Below are 22,977 nucleotides of genomic sequence, written 5' to 3'. Positions count from 1 at the left end.
TCACACTTTCGCGACCAGCGGACGACCCAGCAGTCCCTGCGGACGGAAGATTAAAATCACCACCAGCAGCGAAAACGAGAACACATCTTTGTAGTCAGAGTTAACCAGCCCCGCAAACTGCGCTTCCGCTACCCCAAGCAGCAATCCACCGAGCATAGCACCGGGTAGAGAACCGATACCGCCCAGTACCGCCGCCGTAAAGGCTTTGATACCAATGATGAATCCTGCATAAAAATCAAACGTGCCGTAGTTCATGGTCACCAGCACACCCGCCAGTCCGGCCATGGCTGCGCCGATGACAAACACCAGCGAAATCACGCGATCAGTGTTAATGCCGAGAATGGATGCCATGCGCCGATCCTGCTGAACAGCCCGGCAGATGCGCCCAAGTTTGGTGTACTGAATAATCCAGGTGAGCAGCGCCATACCGCAGAACGCGGCAATCAGGATAAAGACCTTGGTCCAGGTGATTTGCACAATGCCGCCATCCACTTCCATGCGCAACACCCCCGTGAGCAGCGTCGGAATGCCCTGCTGGTTAGGGCCCTGGCTGAGCTGCACGTAGTTTTGCAGAATCAGCGACATGCCGATGGCGGAAATCAACGGTGCAAGACGTGTCGAGTTACGCAGGGGGCGATAAGCAATACGCTCGATGGCCCAGCCATAAGCCGCCGTGACAATAATGGTGAACAGCAAAGTGCCAAAAATCAGCAACGGGAAGGAGTGAATACCGAAGAAGCTCAGGAGTGCTAAGCCTATCGCGCACAAATAGGCGGAGATCATATACACCTCGCCATGCGCGAAGTTGATCATGCCGATAATGCCGTAAACCATGGTGTAACCGATGGCGATCAACCCATACACTGCGCCCAGCGTCAGGCCGTTGATCAACTGCTGTAAGAAGAAGGCGTCCATAAATCCATCCCGCGCGTAAAGGGAGCGCATACCTCGCGCCCAATGGCGAAAGGCCCCGTGATATGGGGCCGCGTATCGAATTACAGTTGGTGATATTTGCCTTTGTCATCCCACTGATAAACCACATAATCCGAGACTTTCAGATCGCCTTTACCATCCCAGGCTTTTTTACCCATGACGGTGTCAACGCTATTCGCTTTCAACCAATCGCTGGCTTTCGCGTTGTCTTTACCCGCCGCTTTGTAAGCCGCCGCAATGGCCTGCACAGAGGCGTAAGCGTACAGGGTGTAACCTTCCGGTTCGAAACCGCTGGCACGGAACTTCTCAATCACCGCTTTGCCATCCGGGATGGTGCGCGGGTCATTGCCAAAGGTCATGTATACCCCTTTGGTGTACTGAGGGCCGCCTGCCGCTGTTACCATCTCTTCCGTCACGATGCAGTCACCGGAGAAGAAGGCGGCATTCACACCTTGTTCACGCATCTGGCGCACCAGAGGACCGGCTTCCGGGTGACAGCCACCAAAATAGACCACGTCGGGTTTCACCGCGCCAATCTTGGTGACCAGCGCATTGAAGTCCTTCTCACCGCGAGAAAGCCCTTCATAAAGCACCTCTTTTACTCCGCGTTTTTCCAGCGCAGCTTTGGTGGCATCGGCCAGCCCCTGACCGTAAGTGTCTTTGTCATGGATGACCGCCACCTTTTTCGCTTTCAGTTTGTCGATAATGAAGTCCGCTGCAATCGCACCTTGCTGATCGTCACGGCCACACATGCGGAACATGGTTTTCATGCCGCGCTCGGTAATTTGCGGGTTGGTTGATCCGGGAGTAATCGCCAGCACGCCAGCTTCGTCATACACCTCTGACGCGGGCATGGTGGAAGAGGAGCAGAAGTGCCCCACCACCGCCATCACTTTGTCCTGATCGACGAGTCGGTTTGCTACCGACACCGCCTGCTTGGGTTCACAGGCATCATCGCCCTGCACCAGCACAATTTTTTCGCCGTTAATACCGCCAGCGGCATTGATATCATCGGCTGCCTGACTTGCGCCCTTCCAATATTGCGCCCCGTAGGTCGCATTCGGGCCAGAGAACGGGCCTGCCACACCAATCTTGATATCTGCCTGAGCGTAAAATGCCATGCTCAGGCAACCTGCAAGTACCACCTTCACTGGGTGTTTCATGAATTTCAAAGACATGCTTTCAATCCTCAACGGGTCAGGAACGGAGCCATACCACGGCCTGGGAGAAATCAATTTCTGAAACTTTTGCAGCGCATTGTGTGGCTGGTAGGGCCACGGTTATGAAATAAGCAAGAAACTCGCCAAAGAAGACGGTCGGTGGCAGCTTTTTGCAGTGACATCGCGCCAGGGCAGACAAGGCGCGAGCTGACATCCCTGCTAATCATAAACATAGCCAGAGTTAAGCCGCATACCAGCACCGTGATGGTGCAGAATGCGGTCGATCACAGATTATTCATCGTGCTGGGGTGTTTATCCGCTATGCTCTGGTCAAATCGGTCCACGTTTCCTGAAGGAGAATCTATGAATACGCAACGGAACGGATTGAGTAGCCAGCAAGCACTGGATGAGCTGGAGCGCCTGTATGACAGTGCGGTGGAAGCACTGCGTAATGCGATTCGCGATTTCACGACACAGGGCACGCTACCGGATGAGGATGCGCGACAGAAAGGCCTGTTTGTTTATCCGGAACTGCGCATCACCTGGCTGGGTGAAGGCCCTCAGCAAAACCGCACTCGTGCATGGGGACGTTTTACCCACACCGGCAGCTATAGCACCACCATTACCCGCCCGGCACTGTTGCGCCACTATCTGAGTGAGCAGCTGCAGATGCTGGAGAAAGAGTACGACGTCCTGGTTGAAGTGGTGCCTTCCCAGCAGGAGATCCCGTACCCCTACGTGATTGATGGCCTGACACTGGATCGCTCGATGAGCGCCAGCATTGCGCGCCATTTCCCCACCACTGAACTGTCACAGATTGGCGATGAAACCGCAGACGGCCTCTTCCATGCCAACGCAATTTTCCCGCTGTCACATTTCGATGCGCTGCGCACCGACTTCTCTCTGGCGCGTTTACGCCATTACACCGGCACCGCTGTGGAGCACTTCCAGCCGTTTGTGCTGTTTACCAATTACACGCGTTATGTTGATGAGTTCGTGCGTTGGGCCATTGAACAGGTTCAGGATCCTTCCACACCTTATGACAGCCTTGCCTGTGCTGGCGATGTGGTGATCACCGCTGACACCCAGGACCCCACTGCAATGATGTCTGATCTCGCGTGGAAAAAGCACCAGATGCCCGCCTGGCATCTGACGTCACCAAATCGTCGTGGCATCACGCTGGTGAATATTGGTGTGGGTCCGTCCAATGCCAAAACCATCTGCGACCATCTCGCAGTGATACGTCCACACGCCTGGTTGATGATTGGTCACTGCGGCGGCCTGCGCGAAAGCCAGACCATCGGTGATTACGTGCTGGCGCATGCTTATTTGCGAGACGACCATGTGCTGGATAGCGTGCTGCCGCCGGACATTCCTATTCCAAGCATTGCTGAAGTGCAGCGAGCGCTGTATGACGCCACCAAGGCCGTGAGCGGCATGCCGGGAGAAGAGGTGAAACAGCGGCTGCGCACGGGTACGGTGGTAACAACGGACGATCGCAACTGGGAGCTGCGTTACTCTGCTTCTGCGCTGCGTTTCAACCTGAGCCGCGCGGTCGCGGTAGACATGGAGAGCGCCACTATCGCGGCACAGGGTTATCGCTTCCGCGTTCCCTATGGCACCTTGCTGTGCGTTTCGGATAAGCCACTGCACGGCGAAATTAAGCTGCCGGGCCAGGCGAATCGCTTCTATGAAGGGGCAATTTCTGAGCATCTGCAGATCGGCATCTGCGCGGTTGAGCTGCTGCGTGCTGAGGGCGATAAGTTGCATTCAAGGAAACTGCGCACCTTTAATGAACCACCGTTCAGATAAATGCTTCATTCCGGTCCCACTGGGGCCGGAATGATATTGGATTAGAGGTCAAACTTTCACCAGCAGGTCTTTCACAAACCAGGCCAGCACAGCCAGAATAGCGGGCACCATAATCGACCAGGTTAGTCGATCATTCAGCTTTTCAAATTTCACATTGAGCTTTTCAAACTTCTCATCGATCCTGACAAATTTCGTCTCGAATTTTTCATCCATGCGCTCAAACTTCACATCGATGCGTTGTTCCATTTTGTCCAGCTTGTCGTCGATACGCACTTCTAACTTTTCCAGTTTATCGTCAAAGTGCAACGCCATTTTTCCAAGCTTGTCGTCAAAGTGCAGCGCCATTTTTTCAAACTTGCCATCGCTACGCTTTTCCGACTGTCCCATCTCACCCAGCAGTTCGCTACGCAGCGAGCCGATATCAGCCCTGGTCGCAAAATTCTCCGATCGTGCAGTCAGGACGGCAACATCCTGTTGAATTTGATGGGTGGTCTTTTCCAACAACCCGACTCGTTGAGTGAGTTCTTCCATTTTTGAATCTCCGATATTCCTGACGACGTAAATAAGTGGCGGAAGAAACGGGGCAGTACGCATGGCGTATTCCATTACAAACCTCCAGAGCGTCCCGGCTACCTCTTCACCTTGCAGAGTAGTGAAACAGATTCGAGCCGATTAAACATTCCACGAACCCGCCATACACGGCAAAAAAAATCAGGCAGGCACCAATACGCCGCACAGGCTAAAACTGGCAGAGAAATATCAAAAGACGCCACAGCGAAGGATTGCGAGAAATCGCACAGGAAATATTTGCGGGGATGAAACTGAAAACACGGAAGCCCGAGCGGGCTTCCGGAAACCAAAACTTAAGCGCTCAGCCAGCCCAGTTTGATGACGAACAGAATCGAGAGAATCACCAGTGCGGCATTGATCTCTTTCGTACGGCCACTCAGCAGTTTGACTACGGTCCAGGTAATGAAACCGAAGGCGATGCCGTTAGCGATTGAGTAAGTCAAAGGCATGGTCAGCGCGGTCACGGTCACTGGCGCAGCCGTGGTGATATCTTTCCAGTCGATTTCGGCCAGACCAGAAGCCATTAACACCGCCACAAACAGCAATGCCGGTGCGGTAGCGTATACCGGAACGCTTCCGGCCAGCGGTGAGAAGAACAGGCTTAGCAGGAACAACACCGCAACCACAATCGCTGTCAAACCGGTACGACCACCTGCACTGACACCCGCAGCCGATTCCACATAGCTGGTGGTGGTTGAGGTGCCCAGTAATGAACCAAACAGCGCAGCCGCACTGTCAGCGATCAGCGCACGCCCCATTTTCGGCACATTGCCTTGCTCATCAGCCAGACCGGCACGCTTGGTCACACCCAGCAACGTGCCGGTGTTATCGAACACATCCACAAACAGGAAGGCGAAGATGACGCTCACCAGACCCACGTTAAACGCACCCGCGATATCCAACTGCATAAAGGTCGGTGCAATTGACGGTGGTGCGGAGAACACGCCACCAAATGGCGTCAGGCCAATCCCCATCGAGATAAAGGTGACAATCAGGATGCCAATCAGCACCGCGCCGGTTACGCGACGCGCTTCCAGTGCCACAATGATGAAGAACCCTAACAGTGCCAGCAGCGGACCCGGTTTGGTCAGATCGCCCAGGCCAACCAGTGTTGCCGGGTTATCCACCACGATGCCCGCGCCTTCCAGCGCGATCAATGCCAGGAACAAGCCGATACCCGCAGCGATACCCGCGCGCAAGGGAAGCGGGATACTGGCAATAATCCACTCACGAATTTTGAAAATTGACAGCGCAAAGAAGATCACTGCTGACAGGAACACCGCACCGAGTGCGATCTGCCAAGTGTACCCCATGTGCAGCACAACGGTATAAGTGAAGAAAGCATTGAGCCCCATGCCCGGTGCCAGCGCGATGGGATAGTTGGCGATTAGCCCCATCAGCACACAGCCAATTGCCGCCGCTAAGCAGGTCGCCACAAAGACCGCACCTTTATCCATGCCGGTCGCACCGAGAATGCTCGGGTTAACAAACAGAATGTAGGCCATGGCCAGGAAGGTAGTGATACCCGCAATGATTTCGGTGCGCACGGTGGTGTTGTGCGCTTTAAGTTTGAAGAGTTTTTCTAACATCATCATCTCTCATGAGCGGAGACGGCACGGGTGCACGTTCTCTCTTGCCAATGTGGTTAACAAACTAATTATTGTATTGATGAAAGCGACACACGCTGGACCCAAGGTAGACACACCTTCCGCTTTCCCCTGTCCACATAGCAATAGCTATGCCATCACCGTACGCAATCGTTTACGTTTCAAAATGCGGTTACGGTTAGGATAATTCTGAACCCGATCAGGGCGCGATTATGGTGCATTGCACCATGGCTGCGCAATCGTTTTCCCTTCTACTGCCCTCAGGAGAAAAAAGATTGCAGCACCGCACGCTTTCGCACACTGCTCAGCGATGGCGCTCACGTTTCTGCAGCATAGGGCAGCAGCTTAAAAACATCGGGTTACACTGCTTTTTAACCCTTTCGCAACATAAGAGACAGTGCAATGAAGCCCGCGATTTTGGTCGTTGATGATGATCGTGCCGTGTGTGAATTGCTGCACGATGTTTTGAGTGAACATGTGTTTACCGTCTACAGCTGCCATCAGGGCAAAGATGCCCTTGCGCTGCTCAGCCTGCATCCCGAGATCTCCCTGGTGATGCTGGACATGATGCTACCGGACACCAACGGCTTACTGGTGCTGCAACAGATGCAGCGACAGCGGCCGGACCTGTTGGTCATCATGCTGACCGGAATGGGGTCGGAAGCAGATATGGTGGTGGGATTAGAGATGGGTGCTGATGATTACATCGCCAAACCCTTTAATCCTCGGGTGGTTGTCGCGCGTGCACGTGCGGCACTGCGCCGCTGTGGGCGTCTGGCACAAGCTGATGCGCAGCAGGATGAAGGATGGCAATTCAATGGCTGGCGGCTGGATGATGCGCGTTGTCAGCTGTTTAATCCTCAGCGCGAAAGTGTTGCCCTCACCCAAGGCGAATATACCCTGTTGCGCGCCCTTGTAGGTCACGCACGCAAAGTGCTAACGCGCGATCAACTGCTGGAACTGACCCACAATGAAAGTCTTGAGGTGTTCGACCGTACTATAGACGTGCTCATTATGCGACTGCGGCGGAAAATCGAAGCCAATCCACATCAACCCAGCCTGATCCGCACCATCCGTGGCCTCGGTTACGTGTTTTCCGCTGATGTATTGCGTCCGGCTTCAGCCGCACGTGAAACACAGATTGCCTGATCCATCCAGCGCTGCATCTCGGCCAATGGCCGCGTGCCGTCCAGCGCGTTTGCTGCATGCAAATTGAAACAGGCGCAGGTGTGTGCCAACTTCAAGGTCTCCAGCAGGGGCCAACCTTCATGGCTGGCAAATAACACCCCAGCGCAAAATGCATCTCCCGCGCCAACACTGCCCACAATCTCTTCTGGTTTCAGGCACCACGCCGGCTGCCACCCTTTCTCACCCATTCTCTCTTGTCCCCACGCACCTTCAGGGGCATGGATCACCACGCGTTGGCGCACGCCCTGTTCCATTAACCAGGCGGCGGCCTCGGCAAACGCGCTGGGCCTTGCCAGCCCCGAAGCACTGCGCAGCGTCACTCCGGTGAGTGATTGCGCTTCCAGTTCATTAATCACCAGATAGTCGAGCCAGCGTAACGCCGGCACCACCAACGGGCGATACTCCCCGGTTCGCGACACCAAATCCAGCGAAGTGAGGTAACCGCGTTGCTGCATTTGTGCCAGCAGATGCGCACTGCGCGTACCAAACACCTCATCAGGCTGGTCGAGACTATCCAGCAGCAGCAAATAGCCGAGATGAAAAATACGGTGTGACGTGGCAACTTCAGCAAAATGGGGCAAATCCAGCTCGGCATTGGCCCCGCGCGCATGGAAAAACGTACGTTGACCATCGGGCGTGGTCATCACTTGCGTCATCGCCGTGCTGACAGTGCGCGTACGTTGCACAAACTGACGATCAATCTGATGCTCGTCCAGCAACTGCACGATGTAATCGCCGTCGCTGTCCCCGCCCACCATGCCGACACCCGCCAGCGGCAAATTGACCTGCATGCGCGCCAGGGTGAACAGCACATTCAGTGCAGCGCCTCCGCTGCACTTCTCGCTGTGGGTAATCTCGGCTAACCAGCCTTGTTCCGGCCAATGCGTGATGCGTTGCACATGATCCACCAGCATACTGCCCGCACCGAGAATACCGTTGCGTTGCACCATGTCAGGCCCTCCCGGCGCTGCCAAACACCTGCATCTGCTGCGCCACCACATTGGCAATATCGTGTTCTACCGCCATCAGCAGTTCAGCAAAGGCATCGTAGCGGGCATCACGCTGGGTAATTTGCTTTTCAATTGCACCGAGTGCGGCTTGCGACATGCCCGTGTAGAAATTGATTTTATGGATGCCCAGGCTGATGGCGTGGCGGAAATCGGCGTCACTGATCCCTGAGCCGCCATGCAGCACCAGAGGAATGCCTGCGGCCGCGCGGATGGCCGCCAGACGGTCAAAATCAAGTTTCGGTTCGCCTTTGTATTTGCCGTGCGCATTGCCAATCGCCACGGCCAGACAATCGATCCCGGTCGACTGGACAAACTCCGCCGCCAAAGCAGGATCGGTAAACTTGTTGCTGTCAGCCTCGCCAAACAGCGCCCCACCTTCATCGCCGCCTACCGCGCCGAGTTCCGCTTCAACCGAAACGCCAATGGCGTGGCACATTTTCACCACTTCGCGCGTCTGGCGCACATTTTCCTCATAGCTGAGGGTTGAGCCATCGAACATCACCGAAGTAAAACCGAGGCGAATCGCCTGCATCACCGCTTCAAAGTGCAAACCGTGGTCGAGATTAAGCACGACCGGAATATCATGCAGCGTCGCTTCGGTGCGAATAGCCGCAATCAGAGACGCGAGACTGACATACTTAAAGTGCACTTCCGCGATATTGATGATAAACGGCGATCGTTGTTGCTCTGCCGCCTGAAACAGGGCGCGCAGAAAGTGGGTATCGAGCACGTTAAATGCGCCGAGTGCGTATTGGTGCTGCTGCGCGTGGGCCAGACCCTGCGCCAGAGAAATCAGTGCCATCGTGAACTCCTTTATGCCAGCCAGCGGTGATATTCGTTGCACAACAACCAGCGCGGATCTTCATCCTCATCAATCGGGTTGAAGCGCGCCAGCGGCGTGAGAAAGACATTGTCATGCTCGTCATCGTTGGGCATCGAGACTTCGCCAACCAGCACATCGCCATAGCCCTCTTCGCCCCAGAAGCTGTGCCAGATTCCGGGCTGCAGGGTTACGCTCTCACCCGGTGACAGGCGCAGTTGCGATCCCGCGGCGTGAGTCTGGCGGATGCCATCCAACGTGACGTTTACCGGCGAATCATCAAGCCGGTCGCCCGCGCGGTTATGCAGTGTCACGATCAGATTTCCGCCGCCGCGATTGATAATGTCTTCCATTTTTTGCGGATGGTAGTGCATGGGCGTCACCTGCCCTTCCCGCACGTGCATGATCTTTTCGGCATAGGGTTTGCCCCACGGCTGGCCGCCGCGCGATCCGTTACGCAGAGTAAACAAGGTTAAGCCGGTCTGAGAAAAATCATCAGCACCAAAACTGGTGACATCCCAGCCCAGATGCAGCGCCAGCAGCTCTTCTGCGCTGCGTTTATCCAGCGCACGCCATTGGCTGAGGCCATAATCGGCCCACGGCGGCAGATGCACGTCCTGACGCATAAAGAATTCTCGGGTGAGTTGCAGAATGGCGTTCACTTCGGATCGATGCATAACTCCTCTCCCAATGCGGGCGGCCCAGAGACCGCCTCAAGTGATCAACGTTATTTCACTGTCCAGCCTTTGTAGCTGCTGACGGTGTTGCGATCGATCATGGTGACCGGGATCAGCACCGATTTGTCAGGCGCGGGTTTGCCCTGCAGGATGTCGTAACCAATCTCCACCGCTTTGGCCGCCATCACCTGTGGGTCCTGTGCTGGCGTTGCGACAAACAGCGAACCTTTACGTTTCAGTGCCTCTTCACCATCAGGCGATCCATCGACGCCGACAATAAAGAACTCACTGCGCTGTGCCTGTTTAGCCGCCAGATCCGCACCTATCGCCGTTGGATCGTTGATCGCAAATACCGCATCGATCTTCGGATTGGCTGACAGCAGTCCAGTCATCACTTCCAGGCCACCATCACGGCTGCCCTTGGCATTTTGGTTGTAGGAGAGCAGTTTGATATCCGGATGGGTTTTCAGCTCGTTCATGCAGCCTTCAACCCGGTTTTGCACCGCCGATACAGGCGGTCCGTTGATGATCACCACGTTACCTTTATCTTTCAGGCGATCAGAGATGTATTTACACGCCATCGCCCCAGCCTGGGTGTTATCGGAGGTAATGGTGGCGTTAGCACCGTCTGCGGCTACGTCCACCGCCACCACCACAATACCGGCGTCACGCGCACGTTTTACCGCAGGCGCGATGCCTTTGGAGTCGGCGGCGTTGAGGATAATCATGTCCACTTTAGCGGCGATGAAGTTATCAATCTGCGCCACCTGCTGACCGAGATCGTAACCGCTGGAGACCAGCGTCACATTGACCTTGTCGCCCGCCAGTTCGCGCGCCTTGAGCTCTGCGCCTTTGGTGATCTGCACGAAGAACGGGTTGGCGAGATCGCCGACCGTGACACCAATGGATTTGAGTTCTTTTGCCTGCACCAGTGGCGCACTCAACAACGTCGCCGCCAGCAGTCCGGTAATAATCGGATTAAAACGCATAGTCGATGTTCTCCTGCTTTTTTGATTATATTGGCGACCCAGCAGATCGCCGTTGTGTGACAACCTGTTGCAAATAGCCCTTAACCCACGTGATGACGCGTACGGTACTTATCGATCAGCACGGCAATAATGATCACTCCGCCCTTGATCACCAGTTGCCAGAAGTAAGACACGCCCATCAGCGTCATGCCGTTGTTCAACGTGGCGATAATCAGCGCACCAATTAGCGTGCCGGTGATGGTGCCGATGCCGCCGACAAAACTGGTACCGCCCAGGATCACCGCCGCTATCGCATCCAACTCGTATCCCACCCCCAGATTGCCGTTGGCACTGTAAAGGCGTGATGCACTCATCAATCCGCCCAATCCCGACAACATGCCGCTCATGGCATAGACAAACACCAGCACCATGCCGACCTTAATGCCGGTAAGACGAGCCGCCTGCATGTTGCCGCCCACAGCGTAGATGTGCACGCCCAGGGTGGTGCGGCGCAGAATGAACCAGCACAGCGCGATGACGGCAAAGGCAATAATGATCAGCCATGGGATCGGCCCGAGATAACCGTTGCCTATCCACTCAAAATTGATGTCAGAGTTGATGACGGTGGTGCCGTTCGCCAGCAAATAAGCCGCGCCGCGCAAGGCGGTATAGGTGCCGAGCGTGACGATAAAGGGCGGTAAACCGGCCCACGCCACTAACATGCCGTTGAAAAGCCCCATAATCAGCCCTGCGCCGAGCGCCGCCGGTATCGTCAGCCCGGCAAAGGCGGGATCGAGTGACACCACCATCGCCACCACCGCCGTGGTGCCGAGCATCGAACCGACGGATAAATCTATCCCGCCAGTGAGGATGACAAAGGTCATGCCTGCCGCCAGCACGATATTGATCGAAGCCTGGCGGGTGATATTCAGCAGGTTGGCTTCGGTAAAGAAGTTCGGTGCGACAAAGCCAAATACCGCCACAATCAGAATTAAAATCGGCAGAATGCCCACCGTTTGCAGCAGATCGCTCATTAAGGCGCGTTTGAGCGTAGGACTTTTTACGCGTGCGGTTTCACTGGTCATTTCGGTCTCCTCAGGCCTGAACCGGCTGTGCGCCGGTGGCCAGTGTCATGATGTTTTCCTGGCTGATCTCTGTGCCGCTCAGCTCGCCCGCAATGCTGCCTTCGCGCATCACGTAGACGCGGTCACTCATCCCGACCACCTCCGGCAGCTCGCTGGAGATCATCAAAATCGCCACGCCTTGTTGCGCCATCTGATTCATCATGCGGTAGATTTCGCTTTTAGCGCCGACATCCACGCCGCGCGTGGGTTCGTCCAGCAGCAGGATGCGCGGTGCAATCGCCACCCAGCGTGAAATCAGCAGCTTCTGTTGGTTACCGCCCGATAATCCACCTGCCCGTACCTGGGCGTGCGGCACACGGATATTGAGTGATTCGATGGCATCACCAGCGATCTTTTGCCCTTTGCGCCGATTGAGCAGACCGTAACTGGCATCACGCTCCAGCGTGGCCATCACGATGTTTTCCTGCGCGGCCAGTTCCAGAAACAGCCCTTGCTCTTTACGGTTCTCGGTCAGGAAACCAATGCCACGTGCTATGGCATCTCGCGGGGAGTGAATTTTCACCTTCTCCCCATCGATCCAGATCTCGCCGCCTTTCGGCTGGTGCACGCCAAAAATCAGCTGTGCCAGCTCACTGCGCCCGGCACCGACCAAACCTGCCAGCCCGACAATTTCCCCGGCGCGCACCGAGAGACTGCTAGGATGCACTTTACGGTTATCGGTGAGATGATTAACGGCCAGGCGGATCTCACCGAAGGGAATATCGCGGTCTTTATTAAACAGATCGCTGAGTGGACGCCCGACCATCATGCGTACCAGTTCACTGGCATTGAGCTGATCACGTGTCAGGCTGCCGACATACTGCCCATCGCGCAGCACGCTGACGCGATCGGAGAGCTCATACACTTCCGCCATGCGATGACTGATATAAATGATCGCCATGCCTTCACTGCGCAGGCGTTTAATCAGCGCAAACAGCTGTTCGGTTTCACGATTGGAGAGTGCGGCAGTGGGTTCATCCATCACCAGAATGCGGCTGTTGCGATGCAGCGCGCGGGCGATTTCCACCTGCTGCTGCTCGGCAATGCTCAGCCTGCTCACCAGATCGGTTGCACTGAATTGCGCACCCAAACGATTAATCACCTGCTGTGCTTCTTCTGCCATCTGCCGACGTTTCACCAGCCCGCCACGCGTGATCTCGCTGCCGAGAAAAATGTTTTCTGCCACCGTGAGATTGGGCGCCAGATTGATTTCCTGATAAATCAGTGTGATGCCCGCTGCCAGCGCCTCTTTCGGGCCTTTGATGGCGTAGGGCTGACCATCAATAAGAATTTCCCCGCTGCTGGCGATATACGCACCGGCCAGAATCTTCATCAGCGTACTTTTTCCGGCACCGTTTTCGCCCATCAGCGCATGGACTTCACCCGGCCACACGGTCAGATCCACGCCTTTTAAGGCGTAGAAGCTGCCGAAGCGTCGGGTGATTTCGCGCATTTCTAATATCGGTGTCGCCGCCATCTCCAGGCTCCTGCTGTGTGAAGTTGTCGCCGAGTGTTGCAACGCCAGATAAATGGAAAATGTCAGCGGCCATTCATATTTGTCATATTGCGCCCCGGTCACGCTTTTATACTCGCCGGGAGTTGAGAGGTAAGGAGTGTCCGTAAATGAGTCAGAGTCTGCACTGGCACGCTGGCGCACGGGGTCGCTTGCTGCTGTTTAACCTGTTAGTGGTGAGCGTGACGCTGGCGGTGAGCCTGGTGGCTATTTTTGGATTTCGCCACGCGGGTCACATTCAGGAGCAGGCACAGGCGCAAACCCTGGCGGATATGAACGGCAGCCTGGCGCTGGCGCGGGATACGGCCAATGTGGCCACCGCCGCCGTACGATTGGCGCAGGTGGTGGGTGCGCTGGAGTACCAGAGCGAGTCGGCACGTCTGCAACAGACGCAGCAAGCCTTGCAGCAGTCTTTATCCCTGCTGGCGAACGCGCCATTGGCCGCACAGCAACCCGCGCTGTTGGCGCGCATTCGTGAACGCAGCCAGATGCTGGAACAGAGCATCAATCAGCTGCTGCGGGTTGGTCATCAACGCCACTTACAACGCAACGTGATGCTGAGTGGTCTGTGGCAGGCGCAATTGCTGCTGAATCGCATTGATGTACTCGCCAGCGACGGCACTTTTTTGCCGCTGCGCCAGCAAACGGATGCCCTGTTAAAGGTGGCGATCCAGTCCACGGCACCGCAAGCTGCTGAACAGCAATTACAACAGGTACTGCCCATTTGGTCCGCCCTGCCGCTACAGGATGCGCTGGCGGTGCAGCGTGACCGCTTGGTCGACACCACGCGCAGCTTACAACCCGTCGCTCAACAGCTTGAGCAGAGCGATATCGCCATTGCCTACGCGACCTATCGCATCAAAGCACTGGTTGCGATGCTGAATGGTGACATCACCCATTATGTGCAACTGGTCGCGCAGCAGAGCGATGCACGTAGCACGGTGACGCATCAGGAGCTGGACTCCATCATCGGGTTTATTGGCCTGTTTATGCTGCTGGCACTGTTGATCACCGGTTACGCGGGTTACTACATCTATCGTAATCTCGGTTCGAGCCTGACCGCTATCGCCCACGCCATGACGCGTCTGGCCCAGGGCGAGAAAAGCGTCAATGTTCCGGGACTGGCCCGCCGCGATGAGCTTGGCGATCTGGCTCGCGCCTTTAACGTCTTTGCGCGCAATACCGCTTCACTGGCCCACACTTCGCGCCTGTTAAAAGAGAAAAGTAATCAACTGGAATCCACCTTCCTCGCGATGCGCGATGGCTTTGCGTTGTTCGATAACAGCGGGCAACTGGTGGTCTGGAACGCACAATATGCCGAGTTGCTCGGCATTCCGGCGCGCGACCTGCATCGCGGCCTGCATTATCAACGTCTGCTAGAGCGGATGGATGTGCAACTCACCAGCCTGCACGATGCGCAGGAAGTTCGCCTGCCCGACGGCCGCACGCTGGAACTGCGCTTTAGCCCGGTGCCACGCCGTGGCATGGTCAATACCGTACTGGAGCGCACCACGCGCAAGACGCTGGAAGAAGCGCTGCTACACAGCCAAAAAATGAAAGCGGTGGGCCAACTCACCGGCGGCATCGCTCATGACTTCAACAACCTGCTGGCCGTGATTATTGGCAGTCTGGCGCTCACCGTGGGCCAACTCCCCTCTGGTTCGCTGGCCAGTCGAATCGATCGTGCGCGGCTGGCGGCCGACCGCGCGGCACAGCTTACCCAGCGGCTGCTGGCCTTCTCGCGTAAACAGTCGCTTTATCCGCGTGCGGTATCAGTGATTGAGCTGGTCGATAATCTGCACTCACTGTTGCAGCATTCACTGTTGCCCGGTCAGCAATTAGTGGTAGATGCGCAACGCCCCGGTTGGCCAGCGTGGATCGATGCCGGGCAACTGGAAAATGCGCTGATGAATCTGGTGGTCAATGCACGCGATGCCATGGAGAAACAAAGCGGGGAAATTCGCCTGCGCATCTGGAATCAGCGAATGCAGGAAGCGGATGGCAAACGCGATCGCGTGACCATTGAAGTTATCGATCACGGCTGCGGCATGTCAGCCGAGGTGCGAGAACAGGTGTTTGAGCCATTTTTCACCACCAAAGAGACGGGCAGCGGCAGCGGACTTGGGTTGTCGATGGTATATGGATTTGTGCGTCAATCTGGCGGGCAGATTGAGGTGGAAACCGCCCCCGGCCAGGGCACCACCGTGCGCCTGTTACTGCCGCGTGCACCGGAAGCGGCCCAGTCTGCACCGGCGCTGCCGGAATTCACGCCAGTTGCCAGCAGCGACCGTCTGGTGTTGGTCCTGGATGATGAACCCGCCGTCAGGCAGACATTGTGTGAGCACTTGCATCAGCTCGGCTATCTCACATTAGAGTGTGACGATGGCGAATCCGCGTTAACGCTGCTGCGGCAGACGCCGGACATTGAGTTACTGATCAGTGATTTGATGTTACCCGGGGCGTTAAACGGCGCGGATGTGATTCGTCAGGCTCAACAGCAGTGGCCGGAACTGGCCACGCTGCTGATTAGCGGTCAGGATTTGCGTCAAAGTCAGGTCACTTTGCCGCTGTGTGAACGGCTGGCAAAACCCTGGCAACAGGTGCAGTTGGCGCAGGCGCTGGAGCGCGCCTGGCAACGCAGTGAACGGCTTAATCGCGCACGGCAGGCTGCCACAGCGGCAACGGTTTCCCCGTGATGTAGCGTTTACGCAATTTGCTGGAGATGACATCCATAATCATCACCACGCCGACCAGAAGGATGGTCAGGAACATCACCACATCCCAGTTCCACAGACGCATGTTCTCGGCATACACCAGGCCGACGCCACCTGCCCCGACAAAGCCGAGTACCGCCGCCGAACGGGTATTGGATTCAATCTGGTACAGGCTCAACGCCAGGAAGGTCGGGAAGGATTGAGTAAAGATGCCAAAGCGATGTTTCTGCAGACTATTGGCCCCCACCGCACCTAAACCACGGCTTGGCGAACGTTCAACCGCTTCATGCCCTTCCGCGTACAGTTTACCCAGCAAGCCCACATCCTGAACCACAATCGCCAGTACGCCCGCCAACGGCCCCATGCCAACCGCACGCACAAAGATCAGGCCCCAGATGGCCATATCGACACCGCGCAGGATGTCGAGCAAACGGCGCACCACTAAGGAGATCGGACGGGCAATGGGATCGTGCATCACGTTACGCGCCGCAAGGAACGACACTGGCAACGCGATCAGCGATGCAGTCAATGTCCCGGCAAATACAATCGCCAGCGTTATGCCAATCTGCGAGAAATAATAGCCAAATGGCCAATTCATAAAGTCTTGCCAAACGAACATGCGCAGGAAGTAACGCCCTAGTTGCTCGCAACCGATAATGACTCGGCTCCACTCAATGCCAAAGAACTCAAAGAAGAACAGGTAATAGAGCGCGATGGCAAGTGCAATGCCAGCCACCCGTCGCAGATAACGGTTTTGGGCGGCGAACAGTGCAGGATGTTCCTGCTTCAGTTTCGCTACATCCGGTGCTAATGCGATCATTTGATATCCCCTTCCACCACGCGACGGCGCAACCAGCCGGATATCGTATCCAGCAGCGAAACCACCACAATGATCAGCAGCAGCGTAATACTGACCTGATCGTAACGGTCCAGTTTGATGTTGGTCATCAGCTCCTGGCCGATACCGCCCGCACCGACCAATCCGAGGATGGTGGAAGAACGGAAGTTCACTTCAAGGCGCATAAAGCTGTAGGAGAGAAACGTCGGTTTCACCTGTGGCCAGAAGGCGAAGCGCATGCGCTGTAATTTGGTGGCTCCGCAGGCCGCGAGGCCGCGCACCGGTTTGTCCGAAGCGCTCTCAATCGATTCATAAAACAGTTTGGTCAGGCTTCCCACGGTGTGCAGCGCCAGTGCGAGGAAACCGTGAATCGCCCCAATGCCAAACGCCATGACGAACATCACCGCCCACGCCAGTTCAGGCATGGTGCGCAGGAAAGCGACAAAGGCACGGATCGCAAAGCGGACGCTGCGCGGCGTTTGGGTGTTGTCGGCGGCGAAAAACGCCAGTACCCCAGCGATCATCACGGCAACGATGGTCGACGACAGCGCCAGCTGCAAAGTTTCCCAAATCAGCGGCAGCTGAAAATGCAGGCGGTAGCCCCAGTAGGCCAGCGAGCCTTCGGTTTTGACATCCGCGAACAACACCGACCAATGCAACACCGGCACGGTTTCGCCGATGTAATCAAAAAAGTGTGGCAGTGATTGCCAGACGGTGACCAGATTGAATTCCGCCATCTTGCCCGCAGCGAGGTAGAGCGCCACCAACAGCAGCGACCAGAGCACAGTGTCGCGTTTTTGCTGACGACGGATGCGTTGGTAGTAGTGTTCGAAATCGGTCAAGGGGGATGTCCTGTATTTGAGGTAATATTGCGTGGCACAACGGTGTAGCGGCACGATTCATTGCACACTGATACCCGCTCATCTGCGAGTGAAAACCGCGCGATTCATCGCGCCGCTACGGTTTGCTGCAAGTGCATCAGGCAGGTATGCTTTGCCAGCACACCTGCCCCGCAGGTTCATTAACCGCGTGAACCTTTCATCAAATCACGTTTCATATCGATGATGTTCTGATAATCGGCAACGGTTGCCGGGCCGATGTGCTGAGCACCGCCCACCGCTTTAACAAAGCAACTGTGGTCTTCTTTATCCAGCTTCTTGATCGCAGCCACCAGCTTCTGTTTGAAGTCAGCGGGCAAGTTGTTGCTCACCAGGATTGGACCGTTCGGGATCAGCGGAGACTGCCAGATGATGCGGATTTTCTTCATCAGATCAGGCTGGTCCATACGCATCATGCGGCCAAAGGCACCAGAGGTATAACCCTTGTCATAATCACCGATCATTGAAGTCCAGGTCACAGCACCTTCAAACTGACCGTTCAGCACACCCAGGATGTCCTGCTCGTGGCCGCCAGAGAAGGTAACGCTGGAGAAGGTGTTGTTGTACTTGTCGTCAACCGTACCACCAAACTCTTTCTTGAACGCCTGGTTTGGCATCAGGAAGCCAGAAGTTGAATCCGGATCGGCCATACCAAAGGATTTGCCTTTCAGGTCTTCCAGCTTTTTGTACGGGCTGTCTGCTTTCACGATCACCACAGAGTGATAACCCTGTGATCCGTCTTTGTCATCCACCACGATGCCGACCACGTCAACCGCTTTCGGGTTCTGCAGATAAACCGACGCATAAGATGCTGGAGACATGCTCAGCACCATATCAATTTTGTTACCCAGCAGGCCCTGAATCACGCCTGAGTAGTCAGACGAGTTGCGCATTTTGGTATCGACGTTCAGCTCTTTGTCGAAGAAATCTTTCACGCACTGGTTATCGCCGATCTGCTGAGTGGCGTTCTGTCCACCCAAAATCCCGAGGTTCAATTCTTTTGGTGCATCCGCTGCGTTAACGCCAAAAGTCATTGCAACAGTCAATAAAGCTAAAGAGGTCAGTTTCATTCGTGTTTTTTCTCTTGCCGTGGAAGTTAGTGGAGCTGGTTAATTTCGTCGCCGTACAGCTCATGCAGCAAGCCATCGGTCAACTGAGAAGGATGTCCGTCAAACAGCACTTTGCCGCGCTGAATGCCGATAACACGGGTGCAGTACTGCTTCACCAGTTCAATCGAGTGCAGGTTCACCATGACGCTGATGCCCTGCTCACTCACCTGACGCAGCACATCCATGATGCGCTTGGTGTTTTTCGGATCGAGTGAGGCCACCGGCTCATCTGCCAGCAGAATGCGCGGGTTTTGCATCAGCGCACGGCAAATCGCCACGCGCTGCATCTGCCCACCTGACAGGTTCTCCGCACGCTGCAGCGCCTGCGGCAGCATGTTCATCCACTGCAACAGCTCAATCGCCTGCGCGCGGTCCGCTTCGGTGAACACTTTGAAGAACGATTTCAGTGTTGAAGTCTGGCTCAGGCGCCCCAGCAGTACGTTGGTCAGTACATCCAGACGCGGCACCAGACAGAAATCCTGGAAAATCATGCCGCATTCGCTGCGCCATTCGCGCATCTGGCGGCTATTGAGCGTCACCACATCACGATCGGCTTCACCCTGACGATTACTGAGAATCGCGCCCTGCGAAGCACTGATGGTGCCGTTCAGCATGTGTAACAGTGTCGATTTGCCTGCGCCTGAGCGACCAATCACGGCCACCAGCTCGCCCGCATGCAGATCGAAGCTGACATTATCCAGTACGCGGTTTTCGCCGTACGCCTTGCACAGTCCCTGCACCGACAGCACCTTGTTGCCTTGCCCGGCGTGCGGAACATAAGGATTGTCGATAACGGTTTTCAGTAATGCCTGTGCCATGTTGCACTCCATCTCTCTGAGGTCTTGATTGCCCGTTATTACGGGCAAATCCGATGAAGACTTAATGACAGTTAAATGATTAAACAGTGACACTGAGTGAGGAGCCGACCGTAATCGTCTGGCCGTCGGTGGCCGCCAGCACATTGTCCGGTAAGCGATTATTAAGTAACCAGCCATCCATCTCATGACTGAGGTGGACAAGCCACGCCTGGCGCGGTGCCAGCTGTTCAATAATCTGCAATGCGCGCGTCACATCGTTATGATTGCGTACGCTTTCTCGTGGCGGGTCATTACAGTCAACCACCAGTTGATCCAGCGGTTGACCATGAAGAAAATCTGCAGTGTCAGGTGGCAATCCACAGGTATCACAAAGCCAGGCGAGACGCGTACCCTGCCAGTCGAACAGGTAACCATAAGTGAGTTTTGAGTGCTGCAGCGGTAGAGGTGTCACCTGCAACGCACCAAAGCTATGAGGGACGAAAGGCGTGAGGGCAGAACGGAAATCCAGCAAACCAGGATGTTTAAACAGGTCATCGCAGCCCTTCTCATCCGGCGGTGCCCACACCGGAATCGGCTGACCTAATCCCCAACGTAAACTGAACAGTCCTGCCACATGGTCCATATGAAAATGGGTGAGCAAAATACGGCTCAGTTCACCGGATCGAAAGCGCTGATGCAGGTCGTGGCGTCCGGCATCCAGCAATATACGCTCGCTGCCCGTGTCAATGAGTGCACTGGTCGCGGCACGCGCGCGCCTTGGCTCAAGACGTGCACGTTCGCAAGCGTGGCAATCACAGCCAAACAGCGGCGCAGACTGCACGCCACCCGTACCGAGAAAAGTGAGTTTCATGGTGGATGCTCCAGCAATTGACGCAACCCGTTGAGGGTATCGCTGAGTGCGCCATCGTTATTGAGCGGATGGCAGTGCGCAGGCAGCGGTTCTGATGCGCGCGCCAGGCGTTGACGAATCTCCCCTTCACTTTCACGTCCGCGCTGCCGTAAGCGCATTTCCAGCACCGCCGGTGAAACGTGCAGCACCAGCGGCAACAGTTGTGTGCCGTAATGTTGCTCGACAATCGGCAGATGCAGACGCGAACCGTTGACCAGCACATTCAACCCGCGCGCCAGCCAGTGGTCGATCTCTTCTCCCAGCCCGTAGTAGAGGCCGTGTGCCTGCCAGCTGATGGCAAACAATCCCATGGCCTGGCGACGCCGAAACTCAGCCTCGCTCAGCGCCACATGATTTTCGCCCCCGGCATCAGCCGGGCGCGTAATGTAGCGATGGGCGATCACCAGGTTATCTGGCGGCGCTTCACGTAGCGCATTCAACAGACTGTCTTTACCCGAGCCCGAAGGCCCGGTGAGCCAGATCAGGCGCGCCATCAGAACACCAGCCTGCCCTGCGACCAGACGTGGCGAATGTGTGGATGCCCATGTTCGGTATGCGCCAGTACCAGGTCGGCACGCATGCCTTCGCCAATCACGCCGCGATCGTGCAAGCCAATGGCACGCGCCGGATGACGTGTCACCAACGCGGCGGCCTGTGGCAACGTCAGGCTGTTGCGTTCATCTGCCACTAAGCGGAACACCGCGTCCAGCAGGCTCGCTGGGTAGTAATCTGATGACAGAATATCCAGCAGCCCATGGCTGGCCAGCTCCCAGGCTGCCACGTTGCCCGAGTGCGATCCACCACGCACGATATTCGGCGCGCCCATTAACACCTGCATACCGCACTCACGCGAGGCACGTGCAGCCTCGATGGTGGTGGGAAACTCCGCAATGGTGCTGCCCACCTCATGCGATTCGGCCACATGCGCGGCAGTAGCATCATCATGACTGGCAATCGGGATCCCCCGTGAACGGCACAGGCTGGAGATGGCGTTGCGGTTCGGCGTCGAGAACTCAGCAGCCAGTGCCAGTTGCTCACGTTCGAACTGGTCCATCTGCTCATCATTCAACGAGTATTTGCCCTGGTAATAGGTGCGATACATCTCCAGCGAGGCGTATTGACGTTGGCCTGGCGAATGGTCCATCAGCGATACCAGTGACAGCTCAGGCGTGCTCATCAACTTTTCAAACAGCGGCAGCGTGGTGTTGTGTGGCAACTCACAGCGCAGATGCAGATGGTGGTCGACCCGGTTGATACCTTTGCGGTTGCTGTCCTGAATGGCGTTGATCATTTTGCTCAGGTTTTCGAGGCGATGACCGCCATCACGCACATCGCCCACGCCAATCGCATCCAGCACCGTGGTAATGCCGCTGGCAACCATCAGCGCATCGTGGCTGCTCATTGCCGAGTGCGCGGGCCAATCCACTTTTGGACGCGGCGTGAAGAATTTGTCGAGGTTGTCGGTATGCAGCTCAACCAGTCCTGGTAACAGGAAGGCGTTTTCGCCATCCAGCGCACCAGGCAATTGGCTGGTGCTGTCGCTGAAACTGGCGATGCGACCGTCGCGGATCTCCAGCGAACCGGCGACAACCTCATTTTCCAGCACCAGGCGGACATTATTGACGATCATGCTTCTGCTCCTGTTTTAACCGGCTGCATGACGTGCAGGCGATCGGCCACGCGTGCGCGCACCGCTTCGTCATGGAAAATGCCCACAATAGCGGCACCACGGGTGCGCGCCTGTTCAATCAATTCCACCACCGCTGCGCTATTCGCACTGTCGAGTGAGGCGGTGGGTTCATCCAGCAGCAGTACCGGATAATCCGCGATAAAACCCCGTGCGATGTTCACGCGCTGCTGTTCACCGCCCGAGAACGTGGACGGTGCGAGTGACCACAAACGTTCAGGCACATTCAGCCTGGTCAGCAGGTCTTTGGCTCGCTTCTCGCAAAAAGCACGATCCACACCGCGTTCGAGCAGAGGTTGCATGACGATTTCCAACGTGGGCACACGGGGAATAACACGCAAGAACTGGCTGACCCAGCCAACGGTTTCGCGACGAATCGCCAAGATCTGCCGCGCGGGTGCCTGTGCCATGTCGATCCATGCGCCCTGATGTTGCAGCCAGATATGGCCGCTGTTGGCCTGATAGTTGCCGTACAGCGCGCGCAGCAGCGTGGATTTACCGCTGCCGGAACGACCGTGCAGCACCACACATTCACCGGCGCCAACCTCAAGATTGGCATCCTGCAGCACCGGCAGTTCAGCACTGCTCTGGTTGTGCAGCACGAAGGTTTTGCTAAGTTTCTCTACGCGCAATAAAGGTTGCATGTTGATGTCCTGATGAAG

Annotated in this window: 21 protein-coding genes; 3 read left to right on the top strand and 18 right to left on the bottom strand. The window is 56.1% G+C overall.

Annotation, left to right across the window (positions count from 1 at the left end; genetic code table 11):
- Nucleotides 1-915 (bottom strand): ABC transporter permease subunit, encoded by a 915-nt coding sequence (locus ACCW76_RS08165; RefSeq protein WP_045832249.1) that lies wholly within the window; start codon nucleotides 913-915, stop codon nucleotides 1-3.
- 80 nt (nucleotides 916-995) lie between these two features.
- On the bottom strand, nucleotides 996-2,054 hold the full coding sequence (locus ACCW76_RS08160) for a branched-chain amino acid ABC transporter substrate-binding protein (protein ID WP_160868152.1): 1,059 nt from the start codon (nucleotides 2,052-2,054) through the stop codon (nucleotides 996-998).
- Between the two features lie 402 nt (nucleotides 2,055-2,456).
- Between ACCW76_RS08160 and ACCW76_RS08155 the strand changes: the two genes are divergently transcribed.
- Complete coding sequence (locus ACCW76_RS08155; protein ID WP_038646283.1) at nucleotides 2,457-3,905, top strand: AMP nucleosidase; 1,449 nt, start codon at nucleotides 2,457-2,459, stop codon at nucleotides 3,903-3,905.
- A gap of 48 nt (nucleotides 3,906-3,953) precedes the next feature.
- On the opposite strand, the gene ACCW76_RS08150 is transcribed toward ACCW76_RS08155, so the two are convergent.
- Both ACCW76_RS08150 and ACCW76_RS08145 read right to left on the bottom strand, forming a co-directional pair.
- Nucleotides 3,954-4,511, bottom strand: coding sequence for a hypothetical protein (locus ACCW76_RS08150; RefSeq protein ID WP_436338266.1), 558 nt, complete (start codon nucleotides 4,509-4,511; stop codon nucleotides 3,954-3,956).
- Between the two features lie 257 nt (nucleotides 4,512-4,768).
- On the bottom strand, nucleotides 4,769-6,067 hold the full coding sequence (locus tag ACCW76_RS08145; protein WP_231638511.1) for an NCS2 family permease: 1,299 nt from the start codon (nucleotides 6,065-6,067) through the stop codon (nucleotides 4,769-4,771).
- Between the two features lie 417 nt (nucleotides 6,068-6,484).
- Between ACCW76_RS08145 and ACCW76_RS08140 the strand changes: the two genes are divergently transcribed.
- Nucleotides 6,485-7,231 (top strand): response regulator, encoded by a 747-nt coding sequence (locus tag ACCW76_RS08140; RefSeq protein WP_038646280.1) that lies wholly within the window; start codon nucleotides 6,485-6,487, stop codon nucleotides 7,229-7,231.
- Here ACCW76_RS08140 and ACCW76_RS08135 read toward each other — a convergent pair.
- The 6 genes from ACCW76_RS08135 to ACCW76_RS08110 all read right to left on the bottom strand — a co-directional run bounded on the left by ACCW76_RS08135 (nucleotide 7,168) and on the right by ACCW76_RS08110 (nucleotide 13,346).
- Nucleotides 7,168-8,220 (bottom strand): carbohydrate kinase family protein, encoded by a 1,053-nt coding sequence (locus ACCW76_RS08135; RefSeq protein ID WP_436338264.1) that lies wholly within the window; start codon nucleotides 8,218-8,220, stop codon nucleotides 7,168-7,170. The two genes, ACCW76_RS08140 and ACCW76_RS08135, sit on opposite strands and share 64 nt — an antisense overlap.
- 1 nt (nucleotide 8,221) lies before the next feature.
- Nucleotides 8,222-9,082 carry a ketose 1,6-bisphosphate aldolase gene (locus ACCW76_RS08130; RefSeq protein WP_436338263.1) on the bottom strand — a complete coding sequence of 287 codons (861 nt, stop codon included), beginning with the start codon at nucleotides 9,080-9,082 and terminating at the stop codon, nucleotides 8,222-8,224.
- Nucleotides 9,083-9,093: 11 nt separating this feature from the next.
- A complete protein-coding gene (locus ACCW76_RS08125; protein ID WP_038646274.1) occupies nucleotides 9,094-9,777 on the bottom strand; it encodes a D-lyxose/D-mannose isomerase in 684 nt (227 codons plus the stop codon).
- A 50-nt stretch (nucleotides 9,778-9,827) separates the two neighbouring features.
- Entirely contained in the window at nucleotides 9,828-10,766 is a 939-nt protein-coding gene (locus ACCW76_RS08120) for an ABC transporter substrate-binding protein (RefSeq protein WP_436338261.1), read from the bottom strand.
- 80 nt (nucleotides 10,767-10,846) lie between these two features.
- On the bottom strand, nucleotides 10,847-11,830 hold the full coding sequence (locus tag ACCW76_RS08115) for an ABC transporter permease subunit (RefSeq protein WP_436338259.1): 984 nt from the start codon (nucleotides 11,828-11,830) through the stop codon (nucleotides 10,847-10,849).
- A gap of 10 nt (nucleotides 11,831-11,840) precedes the next feature.
- Nucleotides 11,841-13,346 carry a sugar ABC transporter ATP-binding protein gene (locus ACCW76_RS08110; protein WP_436338257.1) on the bottom strand — a complete coding sequence of 502 codons (1,506 nt, stop codon included), beginning with the start codon at nucleotides 13,344-13,346 and terminating at the stop codon, nucleotides 11,841-11,843.
- Nucleotides 13,347-13,492: 146 nt separating this feature from the next.
- On the opposite strand from ACCW76_RS08110, the gene ACCW76_RS08105 reads away from it, so the two are divergent.
- Entirely contained in the window at nucleotides 13,493-16,078 is a 2,586-nt protein-coding gene (locus tag ACCW76_RS08105; protein ID WP_436338255.1) for an ATP-binding protein, read from the top strand.
- Here ACCW76_RS08105 and phnE (ACCW76_RS08100) read toward each other — a convergent pair.
- The 8 genes from phnE (ACCW76_RS08100) to phnL all read right to left on the bottom strand — a co-directional run bounded on the left by phnE (ACCW76_RS08100) (nucleotide 16,032) and on the right by phnL (nucleotide 22,959).
- Nucleotides 16,032-16,916, bottom strand: a complete 885-nt coding sequence (phnE, locus tag ACCW76_RS08100) for a phosphonate ABC transporter, permease protein PhnE (protein WP_045832253.1) — start codon at nucleotides 16,914-16,916, stop codon at nucleotides 16,032-16,034. The genes ACCW76_RS08105 and phnE (ACCW76_RS08100) overlap by 47 nt on opposite strands.
- A complete protein-coding gene (phnE, locus tag ACCW76_RS08095; RefSeq protein WP_436338254.1) occupies nucleotides 16,913-17,776 on the bottom strand; it encodes a phosphonate ABC transporter, permease protein PhnE in 864 nt (287 codons plus the stop codon). The genes phnE (ACCW76_RS08100) and phnE (ACCW76_RS08095) overlap by 4 nt, the downstream gene beginning before the upstream one ends.
- 179 nt (nucleotides 17,777-17,955) lie before the next feature.
- Nucleotides 17,956-18,882, bottom strand: a complete 927-nt coding sequence (gene phnD, locus ACCW76_RS08090; RefSeq protein ID WP_034824564.1) for a phosphonate ABC transporter substrate-binding protein — start codon at nucleotides 18,880-18,882, stop codon at nucleotides 17,956-17,958.
- Between the two features lie 26 nt (nucleotides 18,883-18,908).
- A complete protein-coding gene (gene phnC / locus ACCW76_RS08085; protein WP_436338251.1) occupies nucleotides 18,909-19,739 on the bottom strand; it encodes a phosphonate ABC transporter ATP-binding protein in 831 nt (276 codons plus the stop codon).
- A gap of 79 nt (nucleotides 19,740-19,818) precedes the next feature.
- The gene (gene phnP / locus ACCW76_RS08080) at nucleotides 19,819-20,589 is read right to left on the bottom strand and encodes a phosphonate metabolism protein PhnP (RefSeq protein WP_436338250.1); all 771 of its coding nucleotides are present in this window, start codon (nucleotides 20,587-20,589) and stop codon (nucleotides 19,819-19,821) included.
- Nucleotides 20,586-21,122, bottom strand: a complete 537-nt coding sequence (gene phnN / locus ACCW76_RS08075) for a ribose 1,5-bisphosphokinase (RefSeq protein ID WP_045815164.1) — start codon at nucleotides 21,120-21,122, stop codon at nucleotides 20,586-20,588. Before phnN ends, phnP begins: the two co-directional genes overlap by 4 nt.
- A complete protein-coding gene (phnM, locus tag ACCW76_RS08070) occupies nucleotides 21,122-22,258 on the bottom strand; it encodes an alpha-D-ribose 1-methylphosphonate 5-triphosphate diphosphatase (protein ID WP_038646252.1) in 1,137 nt (378 codons plus the stop codon). Before phnM ends, phnN begins: the two co-directional genes overlap by 1 nt.
- Nucleotides 22,255-22,959 (bottom strand): phosphonate C-P lyase system protein PhnL, encoded by a 705-nt coding sequence (phnL, locus tag ACCW76_RS08065; RefSeq protein ID WP_045815166.1) that lies wholly within the window; start codon nucleotides 22,957-22,959, stop codon nucleotides 22,255-22,257. The genes phnM and phnL overlap by 4 nt, the downstream gene beginning before the upstream one ends.
- Nucleotides 22,960-22,977 lie beyond the last annotated feature (18 nt).

It is taken from the genome of Pantoea sp. C8B4 (assembly GCF_051336905.1).
Taxonomy (GTDB): domain Bacteria; phylum Pseudomonadota; class Gammaproteobacteria; order Enterobacterales; family Enterobacteriaceae; genus Pantoea; species Pantoea rwandensis_B.
The sequence above is the reverse complement of the archived record's forward strand: the minus strand, read 5'-3'. Positions and strand labels throughout refer to the sequence as shown.